This window comes from Alteromonas sp. Mac1, from assembly GCF_001562125.1.
In the GTDB taxonomy this organism is placed as follows: Bacteria; Pseudomonadota; Gammaproteobacteria; order Enterobacterales; family Alteromonadaceae; genus Alteromonas; species Alteromonas stellipolaris.
In genome coordinates this window covers 242,810-257,278 of sequence record NZ_CP013932.1, presented here as the reverse complement: position 1 = coordinate 257,278, position 14,469 = coordinate 242,810, and the positions used below count along the sequence as shown (strand labels likewise).

10 protein-coding genes are annotated in these 14,469 nt (G+C 45.5%); 6 read left to right on the top strand and 4 right to left on the bottom strand.

Annotated elements, in window-relative coordinates:
* The first annotated feature begins 285 nt into the window (after window positions 1-285).
* Together uvrD and AV939_RS01050 are read left to right on the top strand one after the other, a co-directional pair.
* Entirely contained in the window at window positions 286-2,457 is a 2,172-nt protein-coding gene (gene uvrD, locus AV939_RS01055; protein WP_057794714.1) for a DNA helicase II, read from the top strand.
* A 36-nt stretch (window positions 2,458-2,493) separates the two neighbouring features.
* Complete coding sequence (locus tag AV939_RS01050) at window positions 2,494-3,750, top strand: GGDEF domain-containing response regulator (protein ID WP_057794716.1); 1,257 nt, start codon at window positions 2,494-2,496, stop codon at window positions 3,748-3,750.
* On the opposite strand, the gene rarD is transcribed toward AV939_RS01050, so the two are convergent.
* The 3 genes from rarD to AV939_RS01035 all read right to left on the bottom strand — a co-directional run bounded on the left by rarD (window position 3,738) and on the right by AV939_RS01035 (window position 6,688).
* Window positions 3,738-4,688, bottom strand: coding sequence for an EamA family transporter RarD (rarD, locus tag AV939_RS01045; protein WP_057794718.1), 951 nt, complete (start codon window positions 4,686-4,688; stop codon window positions 3,738-3,740). The two genes, AV939_RS01050 and rarD, sit on opposite strands and share 13 nt — an antisense overlap.
* 137 nt (window positions 4,689-4,825) lie before the next feature.
* A complete protein-coding gene (locus tag AV939_RS01040; protein ID WP_013785925.1) occupies window positions 4,826-6,163 on the bottom strand; it encodes a magnesium transporter in 1,338 nt (445 codons plus the stop codon).
* Between the two features lie 30 nt (window positions 6,164-6,193).
* A complete protein-coding gene (locus AV939_RS01035; protein WP_057794720.1) occupies window positions 6,194-6,688 on the bottom strand; it encodes a thioesterase family protein in 495 nt (164 codons plus the stop codon).
* A gap of 162 nt (window positions 6,689-6,850) precedes the next feature.
* Between AV939_RS01035 and recQ the strand changes: the two genes are divergently transcribed.
* Window positions 6,851-8,689: a DNA helicase RecQ gene (gene recQ / locus AV939_RS01030; RefSeq protein ID WP_057796456.1), complete on the top strand. Its 1,839-nt coding sequence runs from the start codon at window positions 6,851-6,853 to the stop codon at window positions 8,687-8,689.
* A gap of 107 nt (window positions 8,690-8,796) precedes the next feature.
* Here recQ and AV939_RS01025 read toward each other — a convergent pair whose 3' ends face one another.
* Entirely contained in the window at window positions 8,797-9,465 is a 669-nt protein-coding gene (locus tag AV939_RS01025; protein WP_057794722.1) for a glutathione S-transferase family protein, read from the bottom strand.
* Between the two features lie 206 nt (window positions 9,466-9,671).
* Here AV939_RS01025 and AV939_RS01020 point away from each other — a divergent pair, with 206 nt between their 5' ends.
* The 3 genes from AV939_RS01020 to AV939_RS01010 all read left to right on the top strand — a co-directional run bounded on the left by AV939_RS01020 (window position 9,672) and on the right by AV939_RS01010 (window position 14,359).
* Window positions 9,672-11,099, top strand: coding sequence for a protein adenylyltransferase SelO (locus tag AV939_RS01020; RefSeq protein WP_057794724.1), 1,428 nt, complete (start codon window positions 9,672-9,674; stop codon window positions 11,097-11,099).
* Window positions 11,087-11,395: a DUF3630 family protein gene (locus AV939_RS01015; RefSeq protein WP_057794726.1), complete on the top strand. Its 309-nt coding sequence runs from the start codon at window positions 11,087-11,089 to the stop codon at window positions 11,393-11,395. The genes AV939_RS01020 and AV939_RS01015 overlap by 13 nt, the downstream gene beginning before the upstream one ends.
* Before the next feature lie 123 nt (window positions 11,396-11,518).
* Window positions 11,519-14,359 (top strand): EAL domain-containing protein, encoded by a 2,841-nt coding sequence (locus AV939_RS01010; RefSeq protein WP_082604993.1) that lies wholly within the window; start codon window positions 11,519-11,521, stop codon window positions 14,357-14,359.
* The last annotated feature ends 110 nt before the right edge of the window (window positions 14,360-14,469 follow it).

The window sequence follows — 14,469 nt, the reverse complement described above, 5'->3', positions numbered from 1 at the left end:
TGCGGGTAAAAGGCACAAGATGGTACAAAGCCTAGATTGTAGTAGGCAGCTTAATGGCTCGAAGTGTACATGAGCCACCATAAAAACAACACCTACAGACTACGCTTCAAGCGTGAAAATTGTTCAACTTATCGATAACCCGCCCGTGAATACGGCCGATATCAGCTTAACAGGGTAAAAGTTATCCCCTAGCCGCTAAGCTTCATTAAACAGGCCTGTATAAATTCACAGTCAGCTGGCATAATGTTGCAGCATTGAAACTAGACAAATTAGGTTGACCATATTATGGATGTATCCCGACTGCTTGACGAGCTTAACGACAAACAACGTGAAGCGGTAGCAGCCCCTCTTTCTAACGCCCTCATTTTAGCTGGCGCAGGAAGCGGTAAAACTCGGGTGTTAGTACATCGAATAGCATGGTTAATGGAAGTGGAAAATATTGCCCCCTTTTCCATTCTGGCCGTAACCTTTACGAACAAGGCCGCCAAAGAAATGCGTGGCCGAATAGAATCGTTGATGGGCCGTGGTCTTAATAGCATGTGGATTGGTACTTTCCACGGATTAGCCCACAGGCTGCTTCGCGCCCACCATGCAGAAGCTAATTTGCCTGAAAACTTCCAAATTCTTGATTCAGATGACCAATACCGTTTGATTAAACGTATTCTAAAAGCCATGAATTTAGACGAAAAGCACTGGGTGCCCCGTCAAATTCAGTGGTACATCAACGGTAATAAAGACGAAGGGCTACGTCCTCAACATATTGAAACCCACAACGATCAAACCCAACAAAAAATGCGTGAAATTTACGCCGCGTATCAAGACGCGTGCGACCGCTCAGGGCTTGTGGATTTTGCCGAGTTGTTGTTACGTGCTCACGAACTTTGGGCTAAAAACCCCGAAGTACTCGCCAACTACCAGCGCCGCTTCCGCGCTGTATTAGTGGACGAATTCCAAGATACCAACAACATTCAATACGCGTGGCTACGCATGTTATGTAGCGGCAATCAAAACAATATTATGATTGTGGGTGATGACGACCAATCTATTTACGGCTGGCGTGGCGCGAATGTTGATAATATTCAGCACTTCTTAAAAGACTTCAATAACCCCACAACCATTCGATTAGAACAAAACTACCGTTCTACCGGCACCATCTTGAAAGCCGCCAATACGGTTATTGATAACAACACAGGCCGATTAGGCAAAGAGCTTTGGACAGACGGCAACGATGGCGAGCCCATATCTGTTTATGCTGGGTTTAATGAGTTAGACGAAGCCCGCTTTATTGTGTCGAAAATTAAAGACTGGCTGAACCAAGGCAATGCACTAAAAGACACCGCGATTTTGTATCGCAATAACGCCCAGTCGCGGGTATTAGAAGAGGCCTTACTTCACCAAGGTACACCCTACCGCATTTATGGTGGCCTTCGATTCTTCGAACGCCAAGAAATTAAAGATGCACTTGGCTACCTTCGTATGATGAATCACCCTCATGATGATGCCGCCTTTGAACGTGTGGTGAATACACCTACTCGCGGTATGGGTGAGAAAACCCTCTCACAAGTACGAGAAGCCGCCAGAGCACATAATTGCTCTATGTGGCAGGCTAGCCAACTTCTCATTAACGAAAACGCGCTAAAAGGCCGTGCACTTAACGCCCTTCAAAGTTTCGTGCTGTTAGTTACCGAGCTTGAACAAGCTACGGTAGACGAGCCATTAGAAAAACACGCCGATGTGGCTATTAGGCAGTCAGGCTTATACGCCATGTATCAAGCCGAACGCGGCGAAAAGGCTCAAGCGCGCTTAGAAAACTTGGAAGAATTGGTTACCGCTTGTAAGCAATTTACGGTACCTGACGAAGCAGAGGAAATGACGCCGCTTTCAGCCTTCCTTGCTCACGCCTCGTTAGAAGCGGGTGAAACCCAAGCAGGTACCGACCAAGATGCAGTGCAGATGATGACGATTCACACCGCAAAAGGGCTAGAATTCCCGATGGTGTTTATGGCCGGTGTTGAGGAAGGCATGTTTCCAAGCCAAATGACCAATGATGAACCTGGCAGAATGGAAGAAGAACGCCGCCTGTGTTACGTGGGCATGACCCGCGCCATGGAAAAGCTGTATATTACTTACGCGGAAAGCCGCCGTTTGTACGGGCAAGACAAGTATCACACGGCATCTCGCTTTATTCGTGAAATTCCTGCTGACTGTGTTGAAGAAGTAAGGCTCAAGTCTACTATTTCTCGACCGATACATAACCGATTCAGCCAAGCAACATCACATGCCTCTTTTGAAGAGACCGGCTTTCAGTTGGGCCAAAAAGTGGCTCATCGCAAGTTCGGTGAAGGAATAGTATTAAACTACGAAGGCAGTGGTGAACACGCTAGGGTACAAGTTAATTTTGACGAATTCGGTACAAAATGGCTCGTTCTCGCCTATGCTAAATTGGAAAAAGCATAGTCATCTGGCAAGAAGCCTGAACCCAAGTAGAGAAATATGCCGCAAAACGTGCTGGTGATAGAAAACAGCGATAAAAATTTAGACGTTGTATCAAAACTTGTCAGAAAAGCAGGGTTAACCCCTGTTGGCGCCCACTCATTGACGGAAGCGAGCGCACGTTTTGCGCTTATGATGCCAGAGAGTTTTTTGTGCGCCATTGTTGCTCATAACTTACCGGATGCCCCGAATGGCGAAGCCATCGACTTCGCCATTGACGCCTTCATTCCAGCCATCGTCACTACTGATGCGTTAGAAGCAAAAACCCGAGACAAGGTGTTAGAAAAAGACGTCGTTGATTACATTCCCAAAGAAAACGCGCAAAATTACGATTATTTAAGCCGTTTACTGTTTAGGTTAGAGAAGAACAAATCTACCGGTGTTGTGGTTGTTAGTACTCACCGCTCATCTAGACGAAAAATGCTGTCACTGCTTTATCGACACAACTTTGTGGTTTATGACTGCCCTACTGCCAGCGATGCTATGAGCATATTGGCTGAGCATGCGCATATCAGGTTGGTTATCACCGACAACGCGCTTCCAGATATGACGGGCACGCAATTTATTTCAGGCCTGCGTAAAGCCTTTTCAAAAGAGCAGTTAGCCATTATTGGGCTAGCAAGCGACCAACGCCCGCTTATGTCTGCGCATTTCATAAAAAGCGGCGCGAACGACTTTTTGCATTTACCTTACTGTCATGAAGAGTTTTTATGCCGCGTGATGCAGAATATTGAATATATCGAAAGCGTAGAAGCCATTCGACGTGCGGCCAATACCGATTACTTAACTGGGTTGCCTAACCGCCGTCATTTCTTTTATACCGTTACCGTGCAGTACAAAAAGCTTCCTGAGCAGCATGCTTTAGCGCTTATCGACCTGGATCATTTTAAACGTATTAACGATACCTACGGGCATGATGCGGGCGATCTTGTGCTCAAAGCAGTAGCTAACCTATTGCAAGTGCATTTTAACGATACGCTGGTTGCACGTTTTGGTGGGGAAGAATTTTGCGTTTACTTGCCTAAAATCGACCTTAATAACGCACAAGAGCGGCTAAATAGATTCAGAATAGCGTTAGAGAAAACGCCAATTCAATTAGGCGAAGAAAGCGTGAAAGTAACCTGCAGTATTGGGCTTTGTAATACACCTACGCAAAATATTGAAACCTTGCTAAGTAGCGCAGATAAGCTTTTATACAAAGCAAAACATGCTGGGCGTAACCAGGTTTACCTAAACAGTGAAACTCAAGAAGTTTGAGTTTCACTGGTTACCTTAGCCGACTGCACCGATGCCTTTAGGGCTTTTCGCTGTTTTTTGTAGGCAATAAGAGAGTCGACACTAAATACTGCAAGTGCTAGCCACACAAAACCAAAGGTGATTAGCCTAGCCTCATCTAACGGCTCATCGTACAAGTAAACCGCCAGCACGAACATGAGTGTTGGCCCTATGTATTGCAAAAAACCTAAGGTTGAATACATGATACGCCGTGCTGCTGCGGTAAAGCATAATAAGGGCGCAGTGGTCACAATACCGGCGGCTAAAATAAGCATGTTTAAGCTAGCGTCGTTATTAAAAAGGTTGCTGTATTCTGAACCAAATAGCAGCCAATACCCTAAAGCTAAGGGTGATAACATTAACGTTTCGATAAAAAGGCCCGGCAAAGAATCTACCGCTACCTGCTTGCGTAAAATACCATAAATACTAAAACTGCCCGCCAATACAAGTGCAATCCAAGGCACATGACCGTAAGAGAAAATCAAAATAGCCACGCCCACGATGGCTAATACCACCGCCACTCGCTGAAACGTTCTTAGCCTTTCGCCCAGAAAAAGCCGCCCAAGAAAAACGTTAATAAGCGGGTTGATGTAGTAACCTAAGCTAGCATCCAATATGTGATCGTTATTTACGGCCCAGATGAACAGTAGCCAGTTGGCGCCTAGCAAAATGCCAGCGACCAATAACACCTGCATCACCTTTTTGTTGCGAAAGGCAGCCATGACCTTGGTCCACTGATTTAACGCCACAATTAACCCTACAAGCACCAATACCGACCAAATTATACGGTGCATTAGAATTTCTGCTGCCGGCAGTACAGTAAGTTGTTTAAAGTAGATTGGCGCTATGCCCCACATGGTGTAAGCCGCAATGGCACACATTATTCCGACTTGGGCAGCACTGGCTTGTTGAACGCGCATAGTTAGCTATCACTTTTTAAGGCTGCAAAAAGGCGCATAGTGTTCATTACCTTGCCTAAGATAACAAGCCTATAGCGCCCAGAATGGGGTATTTTTCGATAAAGTTTGTTAGGTGCGTAACCTACTTATATTTACAGCTACAGCAGAAACAGCGTTCCCAAACCTAAAAAGGCAACAAAGCCTACAATGTCAGTTACCGTGGTAAGAATAACAGAGCCAGATAGCGCTGGGTCTATCTTTAGTCTGTCTAAAATAAAGGGCACAAACACACCGGCAAGGGCTGCAGCTACAATATTAAACAGAATGGCGAGACAAATCACCATGCCCAGTAGCGCATCGGCAAACCAGAAATAGGCCACTATGCCTATCACTAACGCCCATATCACGCCATTTAGCCCTCCAACTTTGAGCTCTTTCATCATAAGCGCACGTAAGTTGGCTGGGGTTACCTGTCCTAGTGCCAACCCGCGCACAATCAGCGTAAGGGTTTGGCTACCTGCTATACCGCCCATACTGGCGACCACGGGCATCAGTACCGCAAGGGCAACCACCTGCTGCAATGTAGCTTCAAACAGCCCGATAAACCAAGACGCTAAAAATGCGGTTAGCAAGTTGATACCTAGCCACAATGCACGGTTTCTCGCGCTTTTCGCCACCGGTGAGAATAAATCTTCGTCTTCATCCATACCTGCCGACGCCATTACTTGGCGTTCGTAAAACTCATTCATTAACTCACTGGCCGAAGCTATATCTAAACGGCCAATCAGTTTGTTCGATTCGTCCACCACAGGTAATGAGGATAGCCCCGAGCGCTGCACTTGTAATGAAGCGGCGGTTGATTCATCGGTGCCCACTAGCATAGTGACATTTTCTTCGGCCATGCTAATCAGTGAACTGTGTTCTTGCGCTGCAAAAAGACGATGAATTTTCACCAGTGCTGTAAATTGACCAGAACGATTCACTAGGTAAATACTATCGCAGTGCTGAGGTATGTCTCGTCGCAAAAGCCGTAAGCCTTCTTTCACTTTTGCATTAGCCGGCAGTACTAACAACTCATGACTAACCCAGTGACCCACTTGTTCATCAGGGAATTGAGTCGCTTCGCGGAAGTATTTACGCTCTTGGCTATCTAGTGCCTCGTAGGCAACATCAACTAATCGAGTGGGTAGTGAGTCGAGTAGTTCAAGTAAGTCTTCTGCGTCAATATCGGCAAAAATAGACGCCCACTCGTTATGCGGCGTGGCGTCGATAAGAATTTCACGGGGGTCGCTACGCATTTCCACCAGCACGCTAAGCTTGCGGTCACGTGGAATGCCTTCCCAAACGACAAGACGTCGCTCTAGGGGTAACGATTCTAATAAGGAGGCAATGTAGACAGTATCCTGCCCACTTAATGCGGTAAGAATAGACGCTGGGTCATCACCCATACCATCTGTTACAAACTCTTCGATAAGATCGGGTAATGGCTCCGCCACTCAACACCTCCAAAATACGTTTTCTACCGGCTACCCCAACATATAGGTACCCGTACCAAAGGCAATATGATCGCCTTTTTCGTTGTGAAGCTCCATCCTACAAACCGCCAGCTTAGCACCACCGCGAATTACCTTGGCCGTGGCAATGAATTGTTCACCGCGACCTGGTCGTAAATAATCAACGCGCATATCGACGGTGCCCATTTTCGGTAAACGGGTTTGCAAGCTTGCTAGGTCGGCATCGTTAGTTCGTTTAATCGCTTCAATAATAGCGACCAAGCCGCCTATGGTATCTAGCATAGTGGCTGTCACGCCGCCATGAAGAATTTTTTGCAGTGGATTTCCGGTTAAGGCTTCACGCCAAGAAACATGAAGTTCTATGCTGTCACTTTCTAACCCTTCATTCGAGCGAATAAACTCTAGCCCTAATAACTGGTTAAACGGCATAGTATCACGAAATAAGCTAATAACATGTGCAATCATATCGTTGCGGCTAGGCATATTTTTATTGTCTGAAGTGCGCATCTTGCATCCTTTCTTATGAGTAGCATTACTTCGACGTTAGCCTACTTTAAAGGGCTGCACTGTTTTTATTTGTTATACCTTTTCATATGACTTCTGAATTTTAGTCCAGTTTTTGCGTTTGTTTCGTGAAGAACGATGGAAAAACGCGTAAAATCCCCCGCCATGACTACTGTAATTGCCGACACCACTATTAGTTCTCCCGTTTTTGATGCGCTAACCCCTGAAAACGTTTTAAAAAATGTGTTCGGGTACGACGAATTTCGCGATGGACAAGGAGACGTCATCCACCATGTGTGCAAAGGTGGAGATGCACTTGTATTGCTACCTACCGGTGGTGGAAAATCAATGTGCTACCAAATACCAGCGCTTATCCGCGCGGGTACTGGCATTGTGGTGTCGCCGCTTATCTCGTTAATGCAAGATCAAGTAGAACAGTTAAAAGCCTTGGGGGTGAAGGCCGCTTACCTGAATTCAACACTTAGTCAGGAAGAGCAAGCCAGCATTTCAGAGCAAATGGTGTCTAATCAGCTAGATTTATTGTATGTCTCCCCTGAGCGCTTGCTTCAATTTGGCTTTCAGCAAACTCTTCGAACAACAGATGTCGCCTTGTTTGCTATCGATGAAGCGCACTGCGTATCCCATTGGGGGCATGATTTCAGGCATGACTACCGTGCACTCGGCCAGATTAAAGCCCGCTTTCCTGATATACCTGTTATTGGGTTAACGGCTACAGCTGACATCGCTACCCAAAGCGATATCCTTACCCAACTGCAACTTAATGACCCCTTGGTTTATAAAGGCAGCTTCGATAGACCGAATATTCGTTATCGGGTGATGTCGAAGTACAAAGCCTTTGAACAAGTTGTTAGCTACGTTAAGCAACAAGAGGGCAGCGGGATTATTTATTGTAATAGTCGCGCCAAAGTAGACGACTTACATGCCAAGCTATTCAAGCAAGGTTTTCGCTGCGCGGCTTATCATGCGGGTATGGATGCCGATGAACGAGAACTCGTACAGCGTCAATTTTTGAACGATAAAATTGATATTGTGGTAGCCACAGTCGCTTTTGGCATGGGTATTAATAAGTCGAACGTGCGTTACGTTGTACACCACGATGTACCTCGAAGCGTTGAAAGCTACTATCAAGAAACAGGGCGCGCGGGACGAGATGGCCTTGAGTCTGAGGCAATGTTGCTGTTTGATGAAAAAGACGCAGCCCGGGTACGTCAGTGGATAGAACAAGGTGAGCAGGCCGATAGAAATGCCATCGAACTTCAAAAGTTTGCGGCCATGGAAGCATTTTCTGAAGCCCAAACCTGCCGTCGACAAGTGCTGCTTAACTACTTTTCTCAGTTTAGTGATAGCGCCTGTGGCAACTGTGATATTTGTCTAGATCCACCCACCATGATTGACGGCTTGGTCATTAGCCAAAAAGTGCTTTCTTGTATTCTTAGGCTTTCGCAGCAAGCTTCTACGCAGTATCTTATTGATGTACTGCGCGGCAAACAACTAAAGCGCTTGCAAGAAGCAGGTCACCACCAGCTTTCAACGTATGGAATTGGCAAAGACAAATCTGACAGCTATTGGCACAACATGATTAACCAACTTATTCATAAGGGGTTAATACGGGTTGATATTACCGCCAACGCAGCACTTCGATTAACAGAAGCTGCCCGCCCGGTGTTGAAAGGGGAAGTTGCGGTACAACTCGCGGTGCCTAGATTAGAGTTCAAGCCAGATAAAAAGGCCAAACAAGCACCGGCTAACTACGACCGCACCTTATTTATGCGCTTGAAGCACCTACGTAAAGTACTGGCAGAAGAAAACGAAGTGCCGCCGTATGTAGTATTCAGTGATGCTACACTGGTAGACATGGCCGCTAAGCTACCGACCACCCGTGACACTATGCTAGATGTAAGCGGCGTAGGCCAAACCAAACTATCGCGCTATGGCGACGCCTTTATGCAGTTGATAAACGATTACATTCATCGCGAGCAGTAGCGCTTGGTTAGCACTGGCGTGTCGCATTTCAGCTAACACGTGAATTAGCTCAAGCCTATTCCTAATCAGAGCCTATATCCAAACAGAGATAGGCTCAACATTGCGCATCAGGCGTAAGCGTACTCACCACCTTTTTCTAGCGCTTGCTTATACGCAGGCCTTGCATGTACCCGTTTCACGTATTCCCGAATAGCAGGAAAATCTTTGGCATTACCACTTGCCACTAATGATTCCAACGGGAAAATCATTTGCACATCAGCGCCCGTTGGTTGTTCACCCGCAAACCACGTGTGATGAGCAAGGTAAGACTCTACGTAGCGCAAGCTCTGGGCTAAATTCGGCCCATAATAGGCATTCAAAATACCATCAATTAACTTGTTCGTGATGGGTTTGATAAAGAAAGGCTTAGAACCTTTTTGACGGGCTTTTTCCAGCACTAACCTGGCGACCAAGGGTGGCATTAGCGAACCTTCAGCAAAGTGTAACCAAAACAGATATTGCTGCAAGTTTTCACCACTCTCTGGAGAGGTAAAATGGGTTTGTCCGTGTTTACGCACTAAGTATTCAACAATGGCACCCGACTCAGCAATGGCGCCCTCAGGGGTAGTCAGTACTGGCGAGCGGCCAAGAGGATGCACAGCACGTAACGAATCCGGTGCAAGGTTTGTGGTGCTATCTCGCTGATAATGTTCAATATTGTAATCAACGCCTAGCTCTTCCAATAACCATAAAATGCGTTGAGATCGAGAATTATTTAAGTGATGTAATGTGAGCATAATGCTTCCTTTAGGCCCAAATAAGGCCGTTTTTTATTATTGCTGGCTTGCGTCTTTTATACACGCTTTATAGAAGGGAAGTTTAATTTTAATCTGTGATAAGTTGCACTGTGTCTCACTGATGTAAATGGCACTTTTATTAGCCCTCACATTTTGCTACTTTCCGCCCTATAGATTGTGGCACGCTATCGGGAAATAAGTAACAAATGGGTTTATTAAATCGTTATGCAGAAACCCTGCCTGAACTGGGTAGTTTTATACTTCCAGAACCGCTTAAAGACATGCGAGTTGGCTTGTTTAACACTACGCTAGCCAATGAGCTTGCGCTTCCCGAGCCCTTAATGAAGCCTCAAAACATGCTTGATTGGCTACATTCCCCTGTTACGCCCCTCACACAACGGGCATTTGCGCAAAAATACGGTGGTCATCAGTTTGGTCAATGGAACCCTGAATTAGGCGATGGACGAGGGCTACTTTTAGCGGAAGTTATCGATTCAAACGCGCAGCCTCACGATCTCCATTTAAAAGGAGCTGGACCAACACCTTATTCCAGACGTGCTGATGGACGAGCGGTACTGCGCTCAACACTAAGAGAGTATATTGGCGCTGAGGCACTGCATTATTTAGGTATTCCATCTAGCCGTTCACTGTGCCTTTTTACTAGTTCAGATACCGTGTACCGAGAGCGTTCAGAAACCGGTGCCATGATGATAAGAACCGCACCCAGCCATATTCGCTTCGGGCACTTTGAGTATTACTTTTATGCTAGCCAAACTGATAAGCTACAACGCTTACTCGACTTCACCATTAAGCATCATTTTGCCGAAAGCAAAGAGGCTACAAACCCTTATGCTGCGTTACTAGGCGCGGTAGTAAGGCGTACCGCTAGATTGGTCGCGCTGTGGCAAACCCACGGTTTTGTGCATGGCGTAATGAATACAGACAATATGTCTATTCATGGAATTACCTTTGATTATGGCCCATTTGCCTTTTTAGATAACTACGAGTCTGGCGCGGTCTTTAATCACTCTGACCATCAAGGCCGTTATGCCTTTAATCAACAGCCAGGTATTGCCCTTTGGAACTTAAATGCCCTTGCCCATGCCTTTTCAGGTCATTGTTCGGTGGATGAAATAAAAGCCGCTCTATCTACCTTCGAGCCAACTTTCATTTCGCAATATCAACACCTGATGCTCTCCCGTATGGGCCTTGAGACTAGTGAGCAAGAGCAAAGCCTTGCGCTAATGCAGTCATGGCTCCAAGTACTTGAAACCGAAAATCAAGATTACACTTATAACTTTCGTCAGTTGGCGTTAGCAAATGTAAGCAGTATCGAGTGTCCTTTTCGCGATACATTCGTTGACAGAGAAAAACTAGATGCATGGTGGGAAAGCTACCGCCAGCTTCGTTTAGCAAGAGAAGAAGACACCGAGCTTTTATCGCTAAACCCTGCGGTTATTCCTCGCACGCATTTGCTTCAGCAGGCAATTGAATTGGCCGAAAACAATGACTTTTCATTCTCTGAAGCCTTGTTAGAAGCTACAAGCACCCCCTTTGATACTAAATGGGACACGCATCCATTTTCAAAGCCACCTTCATCATCCACACACACGAGCTTGTCATGCAGCAGTTAACTATTCAAAACATTAAAGCATCAGCAAAAATAAATGGGCAATCTCTATTCATCGATACGCCGCTTCCCGCTACGCCTTTAAAAACTCAGCAGTGGGAGCAAACTTTCTGTTCACTTTTTAATTTAACGGCGACGCATCAAGAGTGGGGAGCCGATCGCTATCAAGTTACGTTAAGCAACGGCAGCTTCAGCTGTATGTTATTTATCGAGTGGCTTTGCGAAGCCATTTGGCTTGAACCAATAGGAAGTCATGAAAATGCACAGGACCTGTACGACTATCTATTTAATGAAACGTGAATGACTTTTCATCATTCTTTTCATTATTTCTTTCCCCAAAATCAGAATCTTCCGTTACTATTAGTTTACTGATCTTTGAGAATTTACGTTAATAAGGTAGCTATGCCATTCACAAGAAAAGGAATGTTGGCATTCTTCATTGCTTGTATCACCTTATGTACATGGGCGTTAAGTGACGCTATCCAAAATTCAGCTGTCGCGTCAGAGCTTACTATTGATCAGTCTTTTCGTGTTGCCACCATTAACGAAAGCAGCTCGTTTTTTGTCGCACACAAATCAATGACATATTTAGATGTACTCCACCCTTCAAGCCCCTTAACCAGCAGTATTCCCCTTGATAGAAATAACAGTCGACTGTGGATTTCTAATGAATTGAGGAACGAGGGGTTTAGTACTATTCCCCTCGTGCTAAATATAGACAGGCTAAATATTAACGACCTTCAAATTTACTTGCTTGATGGTAACGCACGAATTATCAAGTCTTACCGTTACCAAGCGGGTAAAGGGGATTTTTCATTAAAAAAACCCTTCTCTGCCATCCGTCTAAACTTCTCACTCACGCCACAAGAAAATGTCAGGCTTGTTATTGGTGTGTATGACGATGGCCTTCGTTATTTCCCTATTTCACTATGGGAAAAACAAGCGATTCAACAATACGATGAAACCATGCTGATCTTACTTGGTATCGTGCTGGGAATGCTCACGGTATTAACTGGCTACTTCCTGCTGTCATATTTATATCAGCGCACCCCAGCCCGATTCTGGCTAGCGGTAACCAATTTCGTTTTATTTGCGTTGTTTTTTATGGCACAAGGCGGGCTCGCAACATGGCCATCTTTGACTAACGCAAGCGAAATAACCTTTGCCGTACTCATTGGCCTTAGTTTTGTAACACTAGCTAAAGTAACTCACAGTTTGTTTTCTCCCATTCCATTAGCGCTAAGGCTGCTTAGCTTTGCGCTCCCTATTGGTATGGCTATCGCGGCGGTGGCAACAAGCGCGTACGACGCGACCCGCATCCTTTTTGCCGCCAGCCCATTTATTGCTGCTTATCATATTGGCTTAGCGTTTATTTTTAAGGATAAACAAAACCTCGCACCCAGCCGGTTGTTCGCCTTCGCCTGGGTGTTCGTATTCATGCTGTATGCTGTATTCGTAAAAATCGCCTTCGACGATGCCTTTTACACCGCACCCATTGTCATGATTATTTTGACCCTACTGACTTTGGCTCTTTTATGCATCGGCTTTGCTGTTGAATTAAAAGAGCAAAACGTGAGCAGACTACAATTGTCTGAAAGTGAAGCCACGATTAGTAGTCTTCATCACTTTTATGATTTGTTTAGAAATTCCAGTGAAGGCCTATACACCTCAACCTTAGACGGGGAATTAAAAACGGTTAACCCTGCCATGTGTGCCCTCTTTGGCTATCCAGATGAAGCTAAAATGTTAGCACAGGTGAAAAACACGAAGCAGTTTTACGCCAACTCAGAAGACCGCGACGTACTGGTAGGAGAGCTACTTCATAGCGGGCAGGTAGCGGCGCGGGAAATTAAAGGTATGCGCGCCAACGGCAGTGCATTTTGGTTTTCTATATCTTGCCAAGTACGAGAAAACGACAGTGGTAGCTTTTTGTATGGCTCTATTATCGATGTAACCGAGAAAAAGCAGTCAGACTCTAGCCTACAATTTATGGCTACTCACGACTCACTAACGGGGGTTTATAATAGACGACAGTTTGAAACTACTTTAACCGCTAGGCTAAGCGAAAAGTCTCCCATTCCGCCGTGCGTGCTGTACCTAGACTTAGATCGCTTTAAAATTGTTAATGACACCTCTGGTCACAAAGCGGGCGATGCGCTGATTAAAGACATTGCCCACTTGCTAGAAAAGTCACTTCCCAATGAGGCAATGCTGGCGCGGATAAGCGGCGATGAATTTGGTGTTATTTTTGAAAATCAGCCTGAAGAACAAGCTTACTTGCAAGCAACCACATTATTAAATGCCGTTCAGGCTTATCGCTTTTCTTGGGAAAACCGTATTTTCAGCTTAGGGGTTAGCATTGGTATGGTAGTGTGCACCGACCCCGACGCCAGTGCCGAGCAATATATTTGCATGGCTGATGCCGCGTGTTCTTACGCTAAAGATCAGGGTCGTAATCAGATTCATAAGTACAGCAAAGACGATGAAAGTACGCTGCGCTATCAAAATGAGCTTGATTGGGTAAACAGTATTCATTCGGCATTATCAGAAGACAGATTCCTACTCTACTACCAACCGCTTAGGCCATTAAGCCGGCCCAATGATGGCCACTATTATGAAGTACTTCTGCGCATGAAAGAAACCGACGGTCGCATTGTAGAGCCCGCCGCATTTTTGCCTACCGCTGAACGTTTCGAAATGAACGTCAAAATAGATAAGTGGGTCATTGTTAATACCTTTAGTTGGTTAAATGAGCACCCTGAGCATTTGGCGGAATTAAAACGCTGTAGTATAAATTTAAACTGCCATTCCTTAGCCGACAGAGACTTTAAGCTCTTCGTGCTAAACGCGTTTGAACGTTACAACATTCCGTACGATAAAATTTGCTTCGAGATGATTGAGTCTGTCGCGATTATCAAAATGGAGTATACCATCGACTTCATGCGTACCTTCCATCGTTTGGGCTGTTCCTTTGCGTTAGACGATTTCGGCAGAGGGTTTGCGTCATACGGTTATCTGAAACACCTACCTGTCGATATTGTCAAAATTGACGGTACCTTCATTAAAGACATGCGAGCAGATCCTGTTGATGTGGCTATGGTGTCTTCTATTAAAGATGTTGCGAAAGCCTTAGGAATGCTGACCGTAGGTGAATTTGTAGAGTCTGATGCCACTATGACGCAGCTAGGTAATATGGGCATCGATTTCGCCCAAGGCTACGGTGTAGCTGAGCCCGCTCTGCTTGACGACTTCAAACCGTTATAACCTAAAACCGATTAGGCTATGGTATTGCTACACTTTAAAAGGGGTATATTGTAACATTCGCGGATTAATGAATGGGGAGATGTGCCTGTCTCAAGCCCTTGTAAAAGGCA